Consider the following 17,257-nt stretch of genomic DNA (forward strand, 5'->3'; position numbering starts at 1 on the left):
CCCTTCGAGGTCAGTCGTGGTGGGCGGCGGCGGATGTGTAGGTGAGGCCGGCGTCTTCCTTGGCGGCCATGTCCTGGCCGTACACGCGGGCGACCTGAACCGCGGCCAGGCGGGCGGACTCATTCGCCAGCGCGCACTGCTGCGCGCACCGCTGCGCCTGCTGCTTCATGCGGTCCGCGGAGTCGGCGAGGTCCGTGATCAGGTTGGTGACGTCGGTGGAGATGTTGTGGTCACCGACCAGGTCGGCGGCCATGTCCCGCAGCGCGTCGGCGACCCTGCCCAGTACCTGCATCAGGGCTTCCGCGCGCTCCTGGTTGGAGGCTGCCTTCAGGGCGATGCGCGCCATGCGCATCAGGTACTCGTCGAAGGTGATGTCCGTCTGGTGCTGGGCGGCCAGGCCGCCCGCCGCGGACGGGGTACGGACGGGCTCGGACACGCCGTCTCCTTCTATGGGGTGGGGTCGGGTGGTTCCAGGACGCGAGGTGTGCTGCTGTGGCGCGGGCGGAAGCGCCCACCCCTCTGCCGCCTCCCTGAAATCCCCGTCGTGGATGTCGTCGTGCTGCTCAGGCCGCTTGGGCGGCCGGGCAGGACGGCCCGGGAAATCGGGGGTGGGGGTACCGGTGGCGGTGTCCTGCCATGCCCGCGCCGCGGTTTCCTCCGCCTGCCGGGCTTCCTCCGCGCGCCGGGTTTCCTCCCGCACCGCTTGCTCCCGCTCGCGTGTCTGGGCGAAGCGGTGGACGTGGTCATACGTCCAGTCGTCCCAGACATCGGAGCTGCCGTCGGACCCGCCCGTGTCAGCGCCGCTGTCCTTCGTGGAGGCGTCGGGTTTGGCGGCATCAGCGTCAGATGTCGCCGCGCCGTCCTTGCCCGGCACGGCGCCGGCATCGCCCTTCGCGGCCTGGTCCTTCGCGGCTTCGGCTTCCGCGGCCCGGCGGCGGGCCTGTGCCTCGGCAAACCGGTCGCGCGTTTCCTGGTCGTCCTCGGAGAACCAGTGCGGGTCGTCGGCTCCGTCCTTGGCGTCCTTGCCGGATCCGCCCTTGTTGTCTTTCTCGGATCCGTCCTTGGCGGCCTGGGCGGCGCGGCGGGCCCGTTCCTCCGCGATGCGTTTGCGCAGCTGGTCGGCGTCGCCCTCGGACCAGTCACCAGCGGTGTCCTTGGGCGCCTCCTTGGCGCCGGCGTCCTTGTCCTTGCCTTCGCTGCCGTCGTTCTTCTTGCTGTCCTCGTTCTTCCTGCCCTTGTCGTCCTTGTCCTTGGCCTTGGTCTTCTTGTCCTCGGCAGCGGCGCGGCGCCTGTCCCAGCGCTCCTGCACGGTGTCGGCGACGGCCCTGCCCAGGGTGATGCGCTCCGGCCCCGTGCGCTTGGCGACGGTCTGCTTGTCCCTGCGCGCGGCCTTCCGCTCCGCTTTCCGCTCCCGCGCAGCCTGCTTGTCGGCGCGGGCCTGGTCGCGGTCCTTGCTGCGGTCCGCGAGGTGGGCGGCCTGGTTGGCGCCGCGGTGCTGCTGACGGGCCGCCTGGCGGGCCGCGGCCCGCTCCTGGCGACCACGGGACCGCTCGGAGCGGGCATCAGCCGGCGGGGACTGCTTGCGGTCCTTGCGGCCGTTGTCCTTCGCACCGCCCTTGCCTGACTCCTTCCCGGAGCCGGAGCCGGAGCCGTTGCCCTTGCCGGAGCTGCCTCCGCTGTCCTTTCCGGAACCGTTTCGCTGGCCCTTACCGGCGCCGTCAGAGCGGTTCTGACGGCCCTTGGGACCGGCGGCGGACTCGTTCTTGGCGCCGGGATTCCTACGGCCACCAGAAGAGCGATCAGCGCCCTTTCCGGCGCTGTTCGGGGAGTTCTTCGCCCCGCCCCCACCGGTGCGGCTACTGCCGGACCCGCGCCCTGCGTCACCACCCGAACCCGAACCCGGACCGCGGCCGCCACCGGAGCCGGAGCCGCCGGAGCGGCCACCGCCGGAGCCCTTGCCGCGGCCCTTGTCCGCGCCGAAGCCGGCCGCCGACGCGTCGGATTTACCGCGCGCCGCCGTACGGTCCGCCTTCGCCTTCGTCTGGGCCTGGCGCAGTTTGTTCTGCGCTTCCAGCAGTCCGGTTTCCCGCTCGGTCTGCGCTTCCAGCAGGGCGACTTTCCGCGCGATTTCCGCCTCACGAAATGCCGAATCGCCTTCCATGCGGGACCGGGCGAGTTCGATCCGGTATTCGAGCCAGTCACCGAGGCGGTCAGCGAGAGAGCGGGACTGCTGATATGCACTCTCTCCTTCCTCGGAACTGTCGGACTGCGGATTGGGGGCCGTTACGCCTTCCGACCGAAGAGACGAGCGGGGGTCGGGCGCGGCCGGAATCGCGGGGAGTTCCATGGTGGTTTCTTCCGGCGATTCCGGCGGCGCGTCGGGGTTTTCGTCTGCCGGGGGAAGGGTGTCGGCGAAGTCGGGGGTGGGGGGCGGGGCGTATGAGGAATCACCGCTCCAGGGGCCGCGGACCAGGTTGGTGCGGGAGTCGTTGTCGGTGTCGGACACGGTGCACCTCCCTCCAAGAGGGCTTGACAGAACGTGATCTCTTGTGTGCACGCGTGTGCACGTGCACGTGTGCACGCTTTACGCGCGCGAGGCCCCGCCGGAGCCCGGCGGGGCCTTCGCTGGTGACGTTCAGTGACGCGGGCCGTGCTGGTCCAGCACCTGCTGCGCGTACTGCATGAGGTGGTTCCACAGCCGAGCATCGCCTTCGGCCCGCTTGTCGACCGCGAGCCGGAACAGGCGGCACACGCTGGTGAATCCGGCGATGACGTCCGTGCGCCCGGCTTTGACGTCCTTGGCGATCCGGGACCGGGTGACGCGGAGCCAAAATTCCATCCGGCCCGTTTCACCACGGGATTCGATCGCTTTGCGTTCTTCTTCCTGCAGCCAGGTGTTACGCCCGCGAATGGAGCGTTCCACACTGCTCAGGGGGCGATTCACGCGGATTCCCGGCGCTGCCCGAGGTCGTAAATCGACCCCGGAGCACTGTAACCAGCACCCGGCGCCTGCTGTCCACCCTCCTGCGGAGCATAATTCGGGGCGGCCGGAATCTGCGGGTGCTTCTTACGCTCCTTTTCCAGCACTTTCGCTTTCCTTTCCCGCGTCGTATTCACGACTTTCTCGTCGTGCGCGCGGCGCTTGTAAGCAGTCTTTTCCAGACCCTCCGTCAGGCTGTTCAGGCTTTTGAGGACGTCCCCGAGGGCCGTTTCGACGGGCCGGGCGCGCAGCCGGGCGTGGTACCAGCGGTCCCCGTCCACGTGGGTGTCGCGCAGATGCACGCGGGTCTCGTGGGCGAGGGTCTCCAGGTTCTTGCTGATGTCCAGCAGGACCCGCTGGACGTTGGCCAGGTAGTGGGCGGTGGCCGCCGGGGACGCAGCGACATCGCGCAGCGGCGAGTGAGTCGGGTCGGTGCTGTTCACGGTGGGGATTCCTCCTGGTGTACTGGGGGTTCTGTGACTGCTTCCGGCAGTCGCAGCGAAGGCCAGCAGCCCACGTCGATTGGGCTGCTGGCCTTCACTGATGTGTGCCGGACGGTGGATCAGCCGAGGTACTTGTCCGCGTCCTCGGGGCGCAGCAGGCCGGCCTCCTTCAGCAGCCGGATCGCGCGGGGCTGGTTGACGCTGAGCTTGGTGCGGGCCTGGTAGAGGGTGACGAAGCCGTCCGCGTCGCGCGGCAGGTCCTGTACGAGCGGCAGCAGTTCGGCGTCCGTCCGTACAGCCGTACCGGTACGGTCCGCGCCCGCCGTACCGGCGGTTCCGGTTGCGGGAGAGGGTGCGGCGGCCGTACCTGTACGGGCCGTCGGTACGCCGGTACGGCCGGACTGTGTACGGGCGCTGACCGAACCGGTACGCCCCTGTACAGCCGCACCGGCCGTACCTGTACGCCTGGCAGCCGGTGTACCTGTACGCGAGCCCCCGTCAGGGGCGGTATGTACGCCGCCTGTACGCCCACTGTTCGCCCTGGTCGCCGCCGCATTCGTGTCGCTGTCGTGCGGCGGGTGGGAGGCGGCGCGTACAGGGTCCCTGCCGTCGTGTCCGGTGCCCGTCCCGCCCGGCCGTACCGAGTCGTGCGCGGCGTACAGGTCGCCTCCGGCGGACCCTGTACGGGTGGACGATGTGGCGTGCGTACCGTCTGTACGGCGGGGTGTACCTGTACGGGCGGGCGTTCCGTTTCCGTTGTCCGTACCGGTACGCCCGTGCGTACCGGGCGCCGTGTCCGTACCGTCGTGTCCGTCCGTACCGGTTCCGTGCATGAGTGCGTGGACGCGCCAGATGACGGCCACGAAGATCAGCACGACGAACGTGGTCAGCTGCCACGGCGCCGCCTGTCCTTCCTTGACGACGTGGGCCTGCTCGCACAGGTGGTAGATCACGTTCGCGGACGCCATCAGCGCGAGCGCGTAGGGGATGTCCCTCTTGGCGCGGAAGGCGGTGATGCAGTAGATGTCCAGCGACACCGGCAGCAGCGGGGCGACGTAGGGGCTGATGCCGACCATGGTGGCCAGCGAGTACTCACCGGACGCGGCGAGCCCGACGCCGGCCGCGAGCGCGACCCACGGTGCGAGCGTCCATGCCTTGCGGCCGACCCTGCTCTGCCAGCCGTGCCAGCGCGAGTTGGCCTTCTTGGCCTCGCGGGCTTCGTCCAGCAGCCGGCGGGCCCGGGCCTCATCGGCCTGCGCCCGTTCAGTGATGCCCTTGGCCTTCTTCTCCGCGTCGCTGACGATCCGCGCGGCCTCCGTCTGCGCGGCTCCTTTCAGGGACGCGGCGAGGGGGGCGGCCTCGCGGGTGATCCGCTCGCGCTGCTGCTCGCACGCGGCGCGCAGCTTGACCAGGTCGGCGTCCAGGGCGGCGCGCTTGTCGGCGGCCTGGCGGTCGAAGGCCTCGCCCATCTCGCGCAGCTGCTCGCGCAGTGTGGTGCGGGCTTCTTCGGCTTCGCTCTGCGCGGCGGCGACGGCCTGGTCGGCCTCGCGCCGGCGGGCATCGGCCGCGGCGAGGGTGTCGGTGTAGAGGGTCTCGGCTTCCGCGCGGCGGGCGTCGTAGGCGGCGGCCGCGGTGCGGGACAGCTGGCCGGCCCGCTCACGTGCCTGCTCGACCTCGCCGCGCGCGGCGGCCACCAGGAGGTCGGCCTCCTCGCGGGCGCGGGACAGGATGGCGCCGGCCTCGGTGCGCCGCCGGTCGACCAGAGCAGCGAGGTCGGCGAGGTCGGTTTCCGCGAGGCGGCGCAGTTCGGCGACCGCGCGGCCGGTGGCCTGGTGGTCGGCGGCGGCCAGCTCGGTCAACTCAGCCACCCGCACACGGGCCTCGGCAAGCAGAGCCGCGGCGCGTTCACGGGCGTCGGCCAGCAGCTGGTCGGCCTCACCCCGCGCGGCCGCCAGGTGCTCGTCGGCCCGCGCGCGGCGGGCGGCGGCGTCCTGGTCGGCGTCGGCGGTGATGCCCGCGGCGCGCGTCTGCGCCTGGGACAGCAGCGCGGTGACCTGGTCGTGGGTGTCGGCGATGGTGCGCGCCGCATCGTGTTCGGCCTGCGTCTGCAGGACGGCGGCCTGCTCGCGGACGAGGTCGACGACGTCCGCGGCCCGGTCCCGGGCGTCCGTGAACGAGGCCGGGACCTCGGGGGTGGTGACGTCGTGGCCGGCCGGTTCGGCGACAGGGGCCGGGGCGGCAGCGGAAGCGGCCGGAGGCGGGGTGGTCGGCTTCTTGCGGGCGGGGGCCCGCTTGCTGCGGGTTCGGGTGGCGGCCACGGCGGCGGTCCTTCCAGATCGGCGCGCGGTCCCGCACCGATAAGGCCGGGGCCGTGCGCTGTGCGGGGGCGGGTCAGTCGTGCGCGGGCAGTTGGGGCGCCCGGTTGGCGGTGGCGTGCTGCTGGGTGAGCCAGGCGACGGCGGCCGGGGTCATGTCGTCGGCGACCAGGTCGGTGTTGAGCGGCGCGGTGTCGATGTCGCGCATCGCGTCGACCGGCGGCAGCAGCCGCATGTACTCGCCGCAGACCTCGCGGATCGCCCCGCGCTCACCGGTCAAGGGGGTCAGCCGGTAGCGGGTCTGGCCGCTCGTGTAGTCGAGGACGTTGTCGATCCGGCAGACGAACGTGTGGTTCGGCTCGCCGCGCCAGAACCTGACCGGATCGCGGTAGAGCACGAAGTCACCGTTGCGGAACATGGTGCTCTGCTGAGCTGCGGTCTGGATGGGCATGCGGTCCTCCCTCTGGGCCGGGCTGTCCGGCCGTCCGCCATCGCCCGACTCCAGCCGCCGTGGTGAACGGGCGGGTGAGAGGCGGGCGGTGACGGGCGGCCGTCAGACCGAGGCGAGAGGGCGGTGCGGCGCGACGACCCGGCCGTCGGGGAGCAGTTCACCGGTGTCGTCGAAGAGCACGACGCCGTTGGACAGCAGGCTCCAGCCCTGCTCGGGGTGGGCTGCGACCACGACCGCGGCGTCTCGGTCGGAGGCATCGACGGTGGGGCAGGCCGGGCGGTGCGTGCACAGGCTGCGCGGCTGGCGGGCCGGAGCGGCCGGCGGGGTGAGGGTGCGCATCAAAACCTCCGGAAGGTCGGCGTGGGGTGAGGTCGCGTGGCTGCGCGGCTCCCCTGGACCGCGCCCGGACCGGCCGCCGACGGGGGCGGGGCCGGGCCGGGCCGGGCCGGGCGGGTCAGGCAGTCGGCAGAGGTGGCGGTGCCGAACTGTGCGAAGGTCAGCGCCGTTGCGCGCGCTGACGGTTGAGGTAGGCGTCCTGCAGACGCGTGAACGACTCGAACAGCCGCTGCCCGGCCGGGCAGCGTTCGGTGTCCGTGCACGTGGTGCAGGTGCCGTGGTGGGTGCGGTGTGCGGTGGATGCGGTCTGGTAGCGCTCGTACAGGTCTTCAGCAGTCACGCGAGCGGCTTTCGTGATCGTGGGACAGGAGCGTGTGGAGGTCGGCGACGCGGTGGCCGGCCTCCCACGCGGCCGTGGCCGCCAGGGCGGCCGCGGCGAGCAGGGCGCGGCTGCCGGGATGGGCCAGGCCGCGCTGCGCGATGGCCCGGACCGCGCGGTGCTGCGCGGTCCGGGCACGGCGTATCGGATGCACGGGCGGCTACTTCTTCCCTCCGCACGTGCACGGCTCGTGCCGCACGGACTGGAACGACTTGCCGTCCGCGCCGGTGCAGTTGACGGTGATCAGCTTCGGCGGGTGTCCGCAGCTGCTCACGTCAGCACCGGGCCGTGGCCGCCGGGCCGGTGGGGACCGTGGTGGCCGTCCCGCAGCGGCACTGCCAGTACTCGCACATCGGGCACACGTCCTCCTGCGCGGCGCTGGCCGCGGCGAGCCGGGCCCGCATGTCCGCGAGCGTGCGCGGGGCGCGCCGGTCGGCGGGGATCGCGGCGTCCTGGCGGCGGACGACGTCCAGCAGGTGCTGCCCGAGCTTGCGGTTCGCGGCGTCGGTGTCTGCCGTGGCGGGGCGGGTGCGTGCGATGATCTGAGCGGTCATAGGGAGCCTCATTCCTGGTGACCAGACAGCCCCGGAGCAGCAACTCCGGGGCTGTCGCCGTGGCGGGCCGGACGGCCAACCACGGCCCGCCTCCCACACCCGTCCGGTGCGCGGGGTGGGAGAGGGACCGTGGCGGATCGTCAGGCAGCCGGCGCGTACGCGGTGTGGCCTTCACGGACCAAGTGATCCGAATCCGTCCACACCGTTCCCACCACGAAGGGCTGTCCGTCGGCACGCAAGGTGTCGCGGACGATCAGCGCCCACCGCGCGCACTTGCGGCGCAGCATCTGCGCGGCCTCACCCGGGTCGGTGACGAGCACCAGGACCTCGAAGCGCCCGTCGACGTTCTGGTAGATCGCGCCGGGGCGCCGGGGGCCGACCTCACGGTCCACGACGGTGCGCGCGTGAGGGCGCGGGCTGCCCGGGTTGGGGCGGTCCGGGGTCTTCTCGTGCGGGATCGGCCGCTTCGGCAGCTGCGGGCGGGTAGCGGCGGTGACGGCCACGGGGGCGTCGGTCATGCTGGGCATGTGGTGGTCCCTTTCGCTGGAAGGGTGCCCGCCGCACCAAGAACCCCCCAGGGGCGCAATCCCTGGGGGTTCGTCAGTGCGGCAGGGCGGCTGTCGTACGAGCAGCCACGGCCCCGGCCACCCCACGAGTTGGGGTGGCCGGGGCCGTGGTCGTTCGTGCGGGCCGGCTCAGCGCGCAGAGCGCTGAGGGTGAAGCGGAGTCAGTGGCACGGCCGGAGCCTCAGCCGGTGCATCTCCGGCAGGCACCGACCGGCGCATCGCGTCGGTGGCCACCACATTGCGCAGTGCCGTGTTCCAGTCCGCCGTGCGGCCGGCCGGTGTGCGCTGCGCGCGGGCCCGCAGGGTCCGGTCGGTCGCCGGGCTGAAGGCCTTGGGGAGCACCGTGGTGGCCTGGCGACTGGAGGCTTCGGTGCTGGCGTCGGTCAGGGCCTGGTACCAGCCGGTGATCGTCACGTCGAAGTCGATGAGGCGGTTGCTGCTACGGCAGCGGATCGCGTCGGCCTCACCGGCCTTGCCGGTGTGGTGCGGAACTAGTTTCTGGATCTTGCCCGGCGTACCGGTGATCGGACACCAGGTCGTGCAGGACGGGCAGACGAGAACAGCCTGCAGCGGATCCCGTAAGTCGATGTGGGACGGCAGGAGATCGCTGAGCTTGATCGCGGGGAGGCTGCTGACCCGCTTCGTGCGGGTCCGGCGCTTCCGCTCAACGGCTTTGGGCATCGCGGACGTGATGGTCATATGGATTCTCCTGTGTGCGGCGGGATGGGGCTGCGCGCGGTGCTCTCTCCGCCCGCCAGGCGCCGAATATCGGCGTCCTGGAGGACGGACAGCGCATGGCGCTGCATGTGCAAGCAGGGAGTCGAGATCCCGGGAGTTTGGTGGTGCCACATCCCGGCCCCCTCTTGCGAGGCGGACGACGTCCTGCGGTCTTTCGGCCGGCCGAAGGTCCTGGAGTGTGCGGACACACGACCGGCTACGCCCCGCATCCGGCTACTCACCGCTTGTCGGGGCACCTCGATTAGAACTCTGCTATCCACCCTAGGTCAACCTGTCTAGCTAAGTAGTTTGCTACATGCCATCTGACCTGCAACTTTAGCGTGCAGATTAAACGTGATCGAGTCTCGACTTTCAGGAGACAACTAGACATGCGATGCTGTGCGGGTTGGATAGCGAGATCCGTTAGCCACACGATGCGCACGAGAGGGGGAGCAGTGGCCGCTAAGCAGAAGGAGCCCGGGAAGGTCGAACGAATCGCGTCCGAGATCCGGGACAAGATCGCGCGGGGTGTACTCGCGCCTGGGTCGCGACTGCCTGGCGTGCCTCAACTCCAGAGGGAGCACGGCATCGCGTACCAGACGGCCCGCGACATCTACGGCCTGCTGGAGAGCGAAGGCCTGCTGTTCTCTCGGCAGGGAAAGGGCACCTATGTCTCCTTGGTGCTCGCCAAGATCGTGTCTGAGCGAAACCAGCGCTACCTCCCGAAGTTGAGGGAGGCTGGCGGAGCGGTCGGAGCATTTGAAGCAGAGATGCGAGCGATGGGGTTCGAGCCGCTTCCGGTGATCCTCACCATCGCTAAGGACGTGCCGCCCAGAAAGGTCGCCGAGACCTTCGGGATGCACCATCGAGCGAAGACGCTCAAGCGAGAACGGATCATGCCCGTGGGAATGCCAGGCAACGATGAGGCAGAGGAAGTCGTTCAGGTTGCCACGTCGTGGTTCCCTCCCGACGTAGTGGACGCCTGCCCAGCACTTGCTGTGGAGAACACGGGTACAGGAGGCAGCAAGTCCCGCATGGCAGAGGCCGGATTCAAGCAGGTCCGGCTCCGAGAGGAGATCGAGGTCAGATCTCCAACCGCGGCGGAGGCGAAGGCGCTCGGCATCCCGGCTGAACAGGCTGTAATGGAGATCACGCATAAGGGGTTGACTACAGAGGGCCGCGTCGTTGAGATCGGCCTGCACGTCCTGCCTCGGTCGAAGTGGAGGCTGGCTTACGAGTGGGTCATCGACACCGCGGAACCTGCGTGACCAGTAGGAACTTGCGCCCTGCTTGGACAGACCGAATATCCATTGACTACAAGAGCTAGGAGTCTGCGCCACATGGCTACCAACGAGATCAACGAGACCGGCACGATCGTGCGCGACGCCCGCACCCGGTACGCCACTGCTCAGCGTGAGGAGAACGGCGCGCGCGGCGCTTTCGACGCTGAGCTGCAGCGGAGCGGCCTGGCGCCGCGTTCCGAAGTCTCCGTCAGCCGTGCTACCGCTCCGGCCGACGTTGCCGAGCTGTTGGGCACTGACGGCGAGGTCGTCGTTCGCGATCGCCAGATGTTCGCCGGTGACCGCCTGGTACAGCTCGCCACTACGTTCATCCCGGTCGACGTGGCTGAAGCCGCTGGGATTGAGCAGGTGGACACAGGCATCGGCGGAATCATCAGCCGCATGAAGGAGGCAGGCTTCGACCAGGGCGACGCTGCCACCGAGGACGTCGCATTGCGGCCGGCTACGGCAGACGAGGCAGCACGCCTCGGTCTGGCGGAGGGATCGGACGTGCTGACCATCAACCACATTGGTCGTGCAACGGCCGACGGGCGGGTTGTGGAGGTAACCCAGCACGTACTCGCGAAGGGCTGGACGCTGCAGTACTCCGTTCCGCTCGCCTAGGTCCGTTAGTTCCCTGCAGGTGCCCTGCCAGGGGCAGGGCACCTGCGAGCCTCTCTTCTTGAACTCCTGGAGACTGAGTCCCGTATGACCGCCGAAAAGCGCCTGACTGTTGAAGAACTGGTGGAAGAGCTCCGCAGCGCGCTTGACGCGGACAACGGTTGGATCCCCGCTCTCGTAGGCTCCAGCGGACCCGCCGGTCTGCCCAGAGGGATAGCGCTGGAAGCGGTAGTCACACGGATGCAGGAGTTCGCGGCGGCCTCGACCATGCCAGCCGCCGTCGCTCGCCAGCTGAGGACAGCAGCCGATGCCGCCGACGCTGCTCTCGTTACAGAGGGCAATGCGCAGTACGGGAACCTTGGTTCCGCGTACGCGTACGTCATTCAGGCCCGGCGTGCAGCGAGTCAATGAGTTGAGCTCGAATTTCAGTGACACGCCACCAACTCGAATGCCATCCCGAACACAACACGTCACTTCCGTGTAGCGTTCGGGATGCCAATCAACTGGGGGAGGCACATGTCGACCGCGCAAGAACTGCCTACGCCGATCGAGTCCTTGCTGAACCGGGCCGTTGGACTCCCTGGCCCTGCCGAAAGGGCTCGGCTACGCCTGGCTGGAAACCTGACGCAGGCCGAAGTAGCCGACGCTCTTGGTGTTCACCGCGTTCAGGTCGCCAGGTGGGAGACCGGGCGGGCCGAGCCCCGGCAGCCGCACCGTCAGACGTACGCCCGGCTCCTGCACGCTCTCGCCACCAAGTTTCCGCAGGGAGCCTGACGTGATGCCCCCGTAAACGCCGAAGCGGCCCCCGTCGCCACAACGGAAGCCGCTTCCCAGCAGTCGACTCGCTCACCCTGTTAAAGCTCCGAGTCGTGATCAGCGAGGTGACCTCGCTGGGTGATGCCCGTAGGCCCGAAGGCCTGCGTGGTCACCTGTACCCAAGGATAAGCGCGGTATCTCGCGCTACGCCACTATCCGCGTGTACTACCAGGTCACATCTGCTGGTCACGACTCCCCGATATGGGGAGATGACCCAGTTGCACCGCCTGTTCAGCGCCGCTCCATCCTCGTTGGGGGTGGCGGCATGAAGATGTCCAACGCAGACTTTGCGTCCTCCTCGATCCGTCGGGCTTGGGAGCCTCCTGAAGAGGTCGTTGTTCCAGCTGGTCTGGCGTACTCGCCGCAGCTGCAACCCGAGGACTACGGCGTTCTGATCCGTCTGTTGCTGCGTGATCCGGAGAAGCCCTCCAGCGTCAAGGCTCTCAGCGAAGAGTTCCAGGCATCGGGCTGGAAGATGGGCGACAGCCGGCTGCGCGGTGTGATGCGGCGTCTGCGTGCAGCCGGGCACGTGCACCGAGACCGCGACGGCTACGACTCCGAGAGCGGACGTCCCAGGTGGGCGTTCGCGGTCTACCGCAACCCTCAGAACAACCCTGAGCACCGTGACCGCCCTGCGGCATCACCGCAGGTCAGCAGGACACGTGGATTTTCAACGGATCGGCGTCCGTCACTCGTTTCCGACGCGTTGCATTCCAACGTCTATGCAGGTCAGGCCGATGCGTTGGATTCCGACGCGTCGCTTTCCAACGCGTCGGCGGCAGACGCGTTGCATTCCAACGTCTATGCAGGTCAGGCTGATGCGTTGGATTCCAACGTGCACGGTGTCGCCCCCCCCACTCCCCCCCTTAGGGAGGAGGAGGATTCCTCCTCCCCAAACCCCTCCGCTGCAACAGCGCGCGCACTGGTCGCCATCGACCCCGCGCGCATCGCGGTGGCAGCCGAGCTGCTGGCCACTCTGCCCGGGCGGTGGGCGTGCGGGCGCCGTACGGTGCGGGAGCTGGCGCCGCTGCTGGCGGAGGCAGCCGATGCGCAGGGCTGGGAGCTGGGCCGGGCCCTGGCCGCGCATCTGACCCGCCGGGCCCGCAGGGACCCGATGGTGGTGCTGCGCGAGCGCATCGAGGACCTGCCCCGGTATGCCGCCACGCGCGCCGCCAGTGCGCCAGCACCCCGGCAGCCCCAGCTGCCCGAAGCCACCGACGCCCCGGCGCCTGCGCCCGGCCCCGAGGCAACCGGCTCCGCGCAGCCGCTCGACCCCGCGGCCGTCGTCAAGGCCCGCGAGCTGCTGCTGTCGCTGACGGGCCCGTGGGAGCTGTCCCCGGAGTCCGCTCAGCGCCTGGCCCCCGTCCTGGCGGCGAAGGCCCTCGAGCGCGGGTGGAAGTTCGACGGGGAGCTGCGCGACAAGCTCATGCAAAACCCCGGCGGCGCCCACAACCACGAGCTGCTGCTGGAAACCCACCGCATCGGCCGCCTGCCCTACCGCAAGGCAGCCCCGGCCCGCCCCTCACGCCCGGGCGCATCCCCCAAGCAGGACCTCATCGATGCCTGCCCGCGCTGCGACACCTGGGGGCAGTACGAGATCGACGGCCGGTACGCGCTGTGCCGCCACGACCTCCAGCCGGACGCCCCGGGTGTCCCCGCCCAGACAGCCCCGCCCGGTGAGCCGCCCGCCCCGTCCGAGGCCTCCGGTGCCCAGCCGTCGACCCGCAACCTGCGCGACCTGCTCGACTTGCTGCACCAGCCCGCCCTGTAGGCCTTGCTCCCTGGCCGCAGACATCAAAACGGCGCCCACGTTCCTTGGCCGGGTGCGGGCGCCGCAGATCTCAGGAGAGACCATGACCTCGACTCTAGCGCCGGAGGAGTCCGGCACCGGATTCAGCCGGGTACCACCGCAGGCGGTGCCCGCGGAGCAGTCCGTCCTGGGCAGCATGATGCTGTCCGACGCGGCAGCCATCGAGTGCCAGAACATCCTGCGGCCCGAAGACCATTTCGTGCCGCGCCACCAGATCATCCACCAGGCGATCCTGGACCTGCGCAGCAGGAACGAGCCCAGCGACCCCATCGCGCTGACCGCCGCGCTCACCAAGAGCGGTGCGCTGTCCAAGGTCGGCGGCGCCACCTACCTGCACGACCTCATCCAGGCCGTCGACACCCCCGCCAACGGCCCCTACCACGCGCAGATCGTCAAGGAAAAAGCCGTGCTGCGCCGCCTGGCGGAAGCCGGCGTGGCCATCACCGAGGCCGCCTTCGCCGGGCAGGGCGACAGCGACGAACTGGTCGCCGGCGCCGCGCAGAAAATCGCCAACGTCGTCGAAGGCTCCGACCAGGACCACGACTTCGTGCTGCCCAAGGACACCCTCGAAGGCACCCTGGACATCATCGACCGGGCCAAGAACGGCACCGGCGGCCTGACCGGCCTGTCCACCGGGTTCATCGACATCGACTCCCTCACCAGCGGACTCCAGCCCGGCCAGATGATCGTCATCGCGGGCCGTCCCGGCATGGGCAAATCCACCCTGGCCATGGACATGGCCCGCGCCTGCGCCATCGAGCAGAACGTCCCCGCCGCCTTCCTCTCGCTGGAGATGGGCATCGACGAACTCAACCTGCGCCTGCTGTCCGCCGAAAGCCGCGTGGCCATGCACCACCTGCGCTCCGGAAGCACCACCGACGAGGACTGGGAACGCATGGCGCGCCGCGTGCCGGACATCCAGGCCGCACCGCTGTACATCAACGACTCCGCCAACACCCTCGGCGCCATCCAGGCCAAACTGCGACGCCTCAAAGCCCGCGAGCCCCGCCTCGGCCTGGTCGTCATCGACTACATGCAGCTCATCACCATCAGCGGCCGGCGACCCGAGTCCCGCGAACGGGAAGTCTCCGAGATCAGCACCTCCCTCAAGCGCCTGGCCAAGGAACTCCAGCTACCGATCCTCACCCTCGCGCAACTCAACCGCGGCCCCGAATCCCGCACCGACAAACGCCCCACCAAGGCCGACCTGCGCGAGTCCGGATCCATCGAGCAGGACGCCGACATCGTGATCCTGCTGTACCGCGACGACGCCTACACCGCCGAATCCCCCCGCGCCGGCGAAGTCGACCTCATCTTCGACAAGCACCGCAACGGACCCACCGCCACCATCACCGTCGCCTCACAGCTGCACTACTCCCGCTTCGTCGACATGGCACAGACCTGACCAGTCCCCCAGGACGCCCCCAGCAGCGCCACACAGCGCCGAACGCCCGTCCCGGCAGTAAATCCCCCGCCGGGTCGGAAGATCGGCCCCCACCGGCCCGCACAGAGATCCACACGACCCCAAGGACCCCGAGCCCATGCCTGAACGGAACATCGAGTTCGGCAAGTACGGCGCCCACGGCATCAAAGGCCACGAAGCCGTCGCCCGGCAGCTGGACGACCTCGCCGGCTACATCGCCACCCCCATCACCGCACGCCGCGGCCTGCAGGCACGCCTGCACTACCTCACCCGCACCGCCCACGCCCTCGATGCCGCCCGCGCCGCCGGCCTGAAGGTCACCGGCCGCACCCTGCGCGCCTGGCAGGCCGGCACCCGCACGCCCTCGAGGAAGAACCTCGCCGCGATCGAGCAGGCGTACCGGACCGTGCGGCGGGAGAACGTCGCCCGCTACCTGCTCGCCCGCCTCAACCGTGACGGCCGCGGCACCCGCGTGGAAGTCCACCCGGTCAACCAGTCCCGCGTCGACCGGCCGCATCAGCGGGCAGTGGAGTTCCGCACGATGAACGTCCGCCGCTGGGACCGGATCGTCGGCGCGTGGGTGGCCGGCAACGACCAGGAGCTGGACGAGGCATGGGTGGACCAGGTCGTCGACCTCGGCAGTCAGTGGGGTCAGTACGAATACGTCACCAACATCGGCTTCGCCGCCTGACAGAGGCCGCTTGCCAACGCCGAAAAGCGCCTACCTCGATGCATGCGGCCGCAGTATGACTCGATAGCTTCGTATGGAATTTGTTTAATTTGCTATTGTGTGAATCGAGCAGCGCTTGGCGCGGCGTGAACTGGTCAGACATTATCCGGTGGTGTCGGCATGCAGGTTTCCAGCATACGCAGGATTATCATCGTTCGGCCTTCGTCGAGCGCTAGAGTGCGCTGCATATCTCGCAGGTCAAGCGAGGCGCCTCGAATCAGCCCCATAGGTGGATTTTTGGAAAGTTCATTACGTAATCCAGATGTGGCCTTTTCCCATTCTGAACGGGCGCACCAAAGGGTGCACAGGTTGAAGCGATTTCTCTGCGCTCCTATGCCGTTCCCGGTAGATTGCGCAGTGAAAGTTTCTTCTGCCTTCCGCCAGGATTTGAATTCATCCGAACCTTTCCCCAGTAAGCGGAAAATTACTGCCAATTCAAGCCAGATCCATCCGTCATTCGGAGAAATTTTGATGGCGCGATTGAAGTCGACGAGTGCTTCATTGTAACGCTTCATGGCGCGGTAGGTTTGTCCGCGACTAATCATGGCCCAAGCGGATTTAGAGTCTATTTCAATAGCGCGGTTGAAGTCATTAAGCGCTTCGCCGTAGCGACCTGTGAGGCGGTATGTCTCACCACGGTTGGTGATAAACGAGCTTTGCTCAGGGGAAATTCCGATGGCGCGATTTAAATCGCTAAGGGCTTCATCGTAGCGACCTATGAGGAGATTTATTTCGCCTCGGATGGCAATGATTCTGGGATTTTCGGGGTCGATTTCGATGGCGCGGTTGTGGTCGGTGAGTGCGTCGTCGTAACGTTCCATGGCGTGGTAGGTCTGTCCGCGACTGGTAATGGCTCTAACGGATTCGGGGTCGATTTCGATGGCGCGGTTGTAGTCGGTGAGTGCGTCGTCGTAACGTTCCATGGCGTGGTAGGTCTGTCCGCGACTGGTAATGATTCTGGGATTTTCGGGGTCGATTTCGATGGCGCGGTTGTGGTCGGTGAGTGCGTCGTCGTAACGTTCCATGGCGTGGTAGGTCTGTCCGCGACTGGTAATGGCTCTAACGGATTCGGGGTCGATTTCGATGGCGCGGTTGTAGTCGGTGAGTGCGTCGTCGTAGCGTTTCATGGCGTGGTAGGTCTGTCCGCGGCCGGTGATGGCCCAGGTGTATTCGGGGTCGATTTCGATGGCGCGGTTGTAGTCGGTGAGTGCGTCGTCGTAACGTTCCATGGCGTGGTAGGTCTGTCCGCGATTAGTAATGGGCCAAGTGTATTTGGGGTCGATTTCGATGGCGCGGTTGAAGTCGGTGAGTGCGTCGTCGTAACGTTCTGTAGCGCGGTAGGTCTGTCCGCGGCCGGTGATGGCCCAGGTGTATTCGGGGTCGATTTCGATGGCGCGGTTGTGGTCGGTGAGTGCGTCGTCGTAACGTTCCATGGCGTGGTAGGTCTGTCCACGATTAGTGATGGCCCAGGTGTATTTGGGGTCGATTTCGATGGCGCGGTTGAAGTCGGTGAGTGCGTCGTCGTAACGTTCTGTAGCGCGGTAGGTCTGTCCGCGGCCGGTGATGGCCCAGGCGTGTTCGGGGTCGATTTCGATGGCGCGGTTGTGGTCGGTGAGTGCGTCGTCGTAGCGTTTCATGGCGTGGTAGGTCTGTCCGCGGCCGGTGATGGCCCAGGTGTATTCGGGGTCGATTTCGATGGCGCGGTTGTGGTCGGTGAGTGCGTCGTCGTAGCGTTTCATGGCGTGGTAGGTCTGTCCGCGGCCGGTGATGGCCCAGATGTATTCGGGGTCGATTTCGATGGCGCGGTTGAAGTCGGTGAGTGCGTCGTCGTAACGT

General features: G+C 68.3%; 18 protein-coding genes. 6 read left to right on the forward strand and 12 right to left on the reverse strand.

Annotated features, from left to right (window positions below):
* Positions 1 to 10: 10 nt before the first annotated feature.
* The 11 genes from QFZ75_RS00235 to QFZ75_RS00285 form a co-directional block, all read right to left on the reverse strand.
* Positions 11 to 2,161 (reverse strand): ATP/GTP-binding protein, encoded by a 2,151-nt coding sequence (locus QFZ75_RS00235; protein WP_307533061.1) that lies wholly within the window; start codon positions 2,159 to 2,161, stop codon positions 11 to 13.
* Positions 2,162 to 2,635: 474 nt separating this feature from the next.
* Positions 2,636 to 2,944 (reverse strand): hypothetical protein, encoded by a 309-nt coding sequence (locus QFZ75_RS00240; protein ID WP_307533063.1) that lies wholly within the window; start codon positions 2,942 to 2,944, stop codon positions 2,636 to 2,638.
* Positions 2,941 to 3,423, reverse strand: coding sequence for a hypothetical protein (locus QFZ75_RS00245; protein WP_307533064.1), 483 nt, complete (start codon positions 3,421 to 3,423; stop codon positions 2,941 to 2,943). The genes QFZ75_RS00240 and QFZ75_RS00245 overlap by 4 nt, the downstream gene beginning before the upstream one ends.
* 119 nt (positions 3,424 to 3,542) lie before the next feature.
* Positions 3,543 to 5,741 carry a hypothetical protein gene (locus tag QFZ75_RS00250; protein WP_307533066.1) on the reverse strand — a complete coding sequence of 733 codons (2,199 nt, stop codon included), beginning with the start codon at positions 5,739 to 5,741 and terminating at the stop codon, positions 3,543 to 3,545.
* 73 nt (positions 5,742 to 5,814) lie between these two features.
* Positions 5,815 to 6,189, reverse strand: coding sequence for a hypothetical protein (locus QFZ75_RS00255; RefSeq protein WP_307533068.1), 375 nt, complete (start codon positions 6,187 to 6,189; stop codon positions 5,815 to 5,817).
* 102 nt (positions 6,190 to 6,291) lie between these two features.
* On the reverse strand, positions 6,292 to 6,480 hold the full coding sequence (locus QFZ75_RS00260) for a DUF5999 family protein (RefSeq protein WP_307533091.1): 189 nt from the start codon (positions 6,478 to 6,480) through the stop codon (positions 6,292 to 6,294).
* Positions 6,481 to 6,685: 205 nt separating this feature from the next.
* A complete protein-coding gene (locus QFZ75_RS00265) occupies positions 6,686 to 6,865 on the reverse strand; it encodes a hypothetical protein (protein ID WP_307533070.1) in 180 nt (59 codons plus the stop codon).
* On the reverse strand, positions 6,855 to 7,058 hold the full coding sequence (locus tag QFZ75_RS00270; protein ID WP_307533072.1) for a hypothetical protein: 204 nt from the start codon (positions 7,056 to 7,058) through the stop codon (positions 6,855 to 6,857). The genes QFZ75_RS00265 and QFZ75_RS00270 overlap by 11 nt, the downstream gene beginning before the upstream one ends.
* A 121-nt stretch (positions 7,059 to 7,179) precedes the next feature.
* A complete protein-coding gene (locus QFZ75_RS00275; protein ID WP_307533074.1) occupies positions 7,180 to 7,458 on the reverse strand; it encodes a hypothetical protein in 279 nt (92 codons plus the stop codon).
* A gap of 140 nt (positions 7,459 to 7,598) precedes the next feature.
* On the reverse strand, positions 7,599 to 7,985 hold the full coding sequence (locus QFZ75_RS00280; protein WP_307533075.1) for a hypothetical protein: 387 nt from the start codon (positions 7,983 to 7,985) through the stop codon (positions 7,599 to 7,601).
* Between the two features lie 168 nt (positions 7,986 to 8,153).
* A complete protein-coding gene (locus QFZ75_RS00285; protein ID WP_307533077.1) occupies positions 8,154 to 8,723 on the reverse strand; it encodes a hypothetical protein in 570 nt (189 codons plus the stop codon).
* Positions 8,724 to 9,196: 473 nt separating this feature from the next.
* Here QFZ75_RS00285 and QFZ75_RS00290 point away from each other — a divergent pair, with 473 nt between their 5' ends.
* The 6 genes from QFZ75_RS00290 (at position 9,197) to QFZ75_RS00315 (ending at position 15,382) form a co-directional block, all read left to right on the forward strand.
* Positions 9,197 to 10,009 carry a GntR family transcriptional regulator gene (locus tag QFZ75_RS00290; RefSeq protein ID WP_307533080.1) on the forward strand — a complete coding sequence of 271 codons (813 nt, stop codon included), beginning with the start codon at positions 9,197 to 9,199 and terminating at the stop codon, positions 10,007 to 10,009.
* 72 nt (positions 10,010 to 10,081) lie between these two features.
* Complete coding sequence (locus tag QFZ75_RS00295) at positions 10,082 to 10,645, forward strand: UTRA domain-containing protein (RefSeq protein ID WP_307533082.1); 564 nt, start codon at positions 10,082 to 10,084, stop codon at positions 10,643 to 10,645.
* Positions 10,646 to 11,158: 513 nt separating this feature from the next.
* A complete protein-coding gene (locus tag QFZ75_RS00300) occupies positions 11,159 to 11,416 on the forward strand; it encodes a helix-turn-helix transcriptional regulator (RefSeq protein ID WP_307533083.1) in 258 nt (85 codons plus the stop codon).
* A 994-nt stretch (positions 11,417 to 12,410) separates the two neighbouring features.
* Complete coding sequence (locus tag QFZ75_RS00305) at positions 12,411 to 13,229, forward strand: hypothetical protein (protein WP_307533085.1); 819 nt, start codon at positions 12,411 to 12,413, stop codon at positions 13,227 to 13,229.
* A gap of 82 nt (positions 13,230 to 13,311) precedes the next feature.
* A complete protein-coding gene (gene dnaB, locus QFZ75_RS00310) occupies positions 13,312 to 14,673 on the forward strand; it encodes a replicative DNA helicase (RefSeq protein WP_307533087.1) in 1,362 nt (453 codons plus the stop codon).
* A 136-nt stretch (positions 14,674 to 14,809) separates the two neighbouring features.
* Positions 14,810 to 15,382, forward strand: coding sequence for a transcriptional regulator (locus tag QFZ75_RS00315; RefSeq protein WP_307533089.1), 573 nt, complete (start codon positions 14,810 to 14,812; stop codon positions 15,380 to 15,382).
* Between the two features lie 134 nt (positions 15,383 to 15,516).
* On the opposite strand, the gene QFZ75_RS00320 is transcribed toward QFZ75_RS00315, so the two are convergent.
* On the reverse strand, positions 15,517 to 17,257 hold a 1,741-nt coding region (locus QFZ75_RS00320), incomplete at its 5' end, for a tetratricopeptide repeat protein (protein WP_307533090.1).

The sequence above is a fragment of the Streptomyces sp. V3I8 genome, from assembly GCF_030817535.1.
Lineage (GTDB): Bacteria > Actinomycetota > Actinomycetes > Streptomycetales > Streptomycetaceae > Streptomyces.

Excerpts from the sequence above, each read along its gene's own strand:
- QFZ75_RS00280 (WP_307533075.1), bottom strand. The coding sequence starts at position 7,985 with ATGCCCAGCATGACCGACGCCCCCGTGGCCGTCACCGCCGCTACCCGC.
- QFZ75_RS00235 (WP_307533061.1), bottom strand. The coding sequence starts at position 2,161 with ATGGAAGGCGATTCGGCATTTCGTGAGGCGGAAATCGCGCGGAAAGTC.
- QFZ75_RS00300 (WP_307533083.1), top strand. The coding sequence starts at position 11,159 with ATGTCGACCGCGCAAGAACTGCCTACGCCGATCGAGTCCTTGCTGAAC.
- QFZ75_RS00315 (WP_307533089.1), top strand. The coding sequence starts at position 14,810 with ATGCCTGAACGGAACATCGAGTTCGGCAAGTACGGCGCCCACGGCATC.
- dnaB (WP_307533087.1), top strand. The coding sequence starts at position 13,312 with ATGACCTCGACTCTAGCGCCGGAGGAGTCCGGCACCGGATTCAGCCGG.
- QFZ75_RS00275 (WP_307533074.1), bottom strand. The coding sequence starts at position 7,458 with ATGACCGCTCAGATCATCGCACGCACCCGCCCCGCCACGGCAGACACC.
- QFZ75_RS00295 (WP_307533082.1), top strand. The coding sequence starts at position 10,082 with ATGGCTACCAACGAGATCAACGAGACCGGCACGATCGTGCGCGACGCC.
- QFZ75_RS00255 (WP_307533068.1), bottom strand. The coding sequence starts at position 6,189 with ATGCCCATCCAGACCGCAGCTCAGCAGAGCACCATGTTCCGCAACGGT.
- QFZ75_RS00285 (WP_307533077.1), bottom strand. The coding sequence starts at position 8,723 with ATGACCATCACGTCCGCGATGCCCAAAGCCGTTGAGCGGAAGCGCCGG.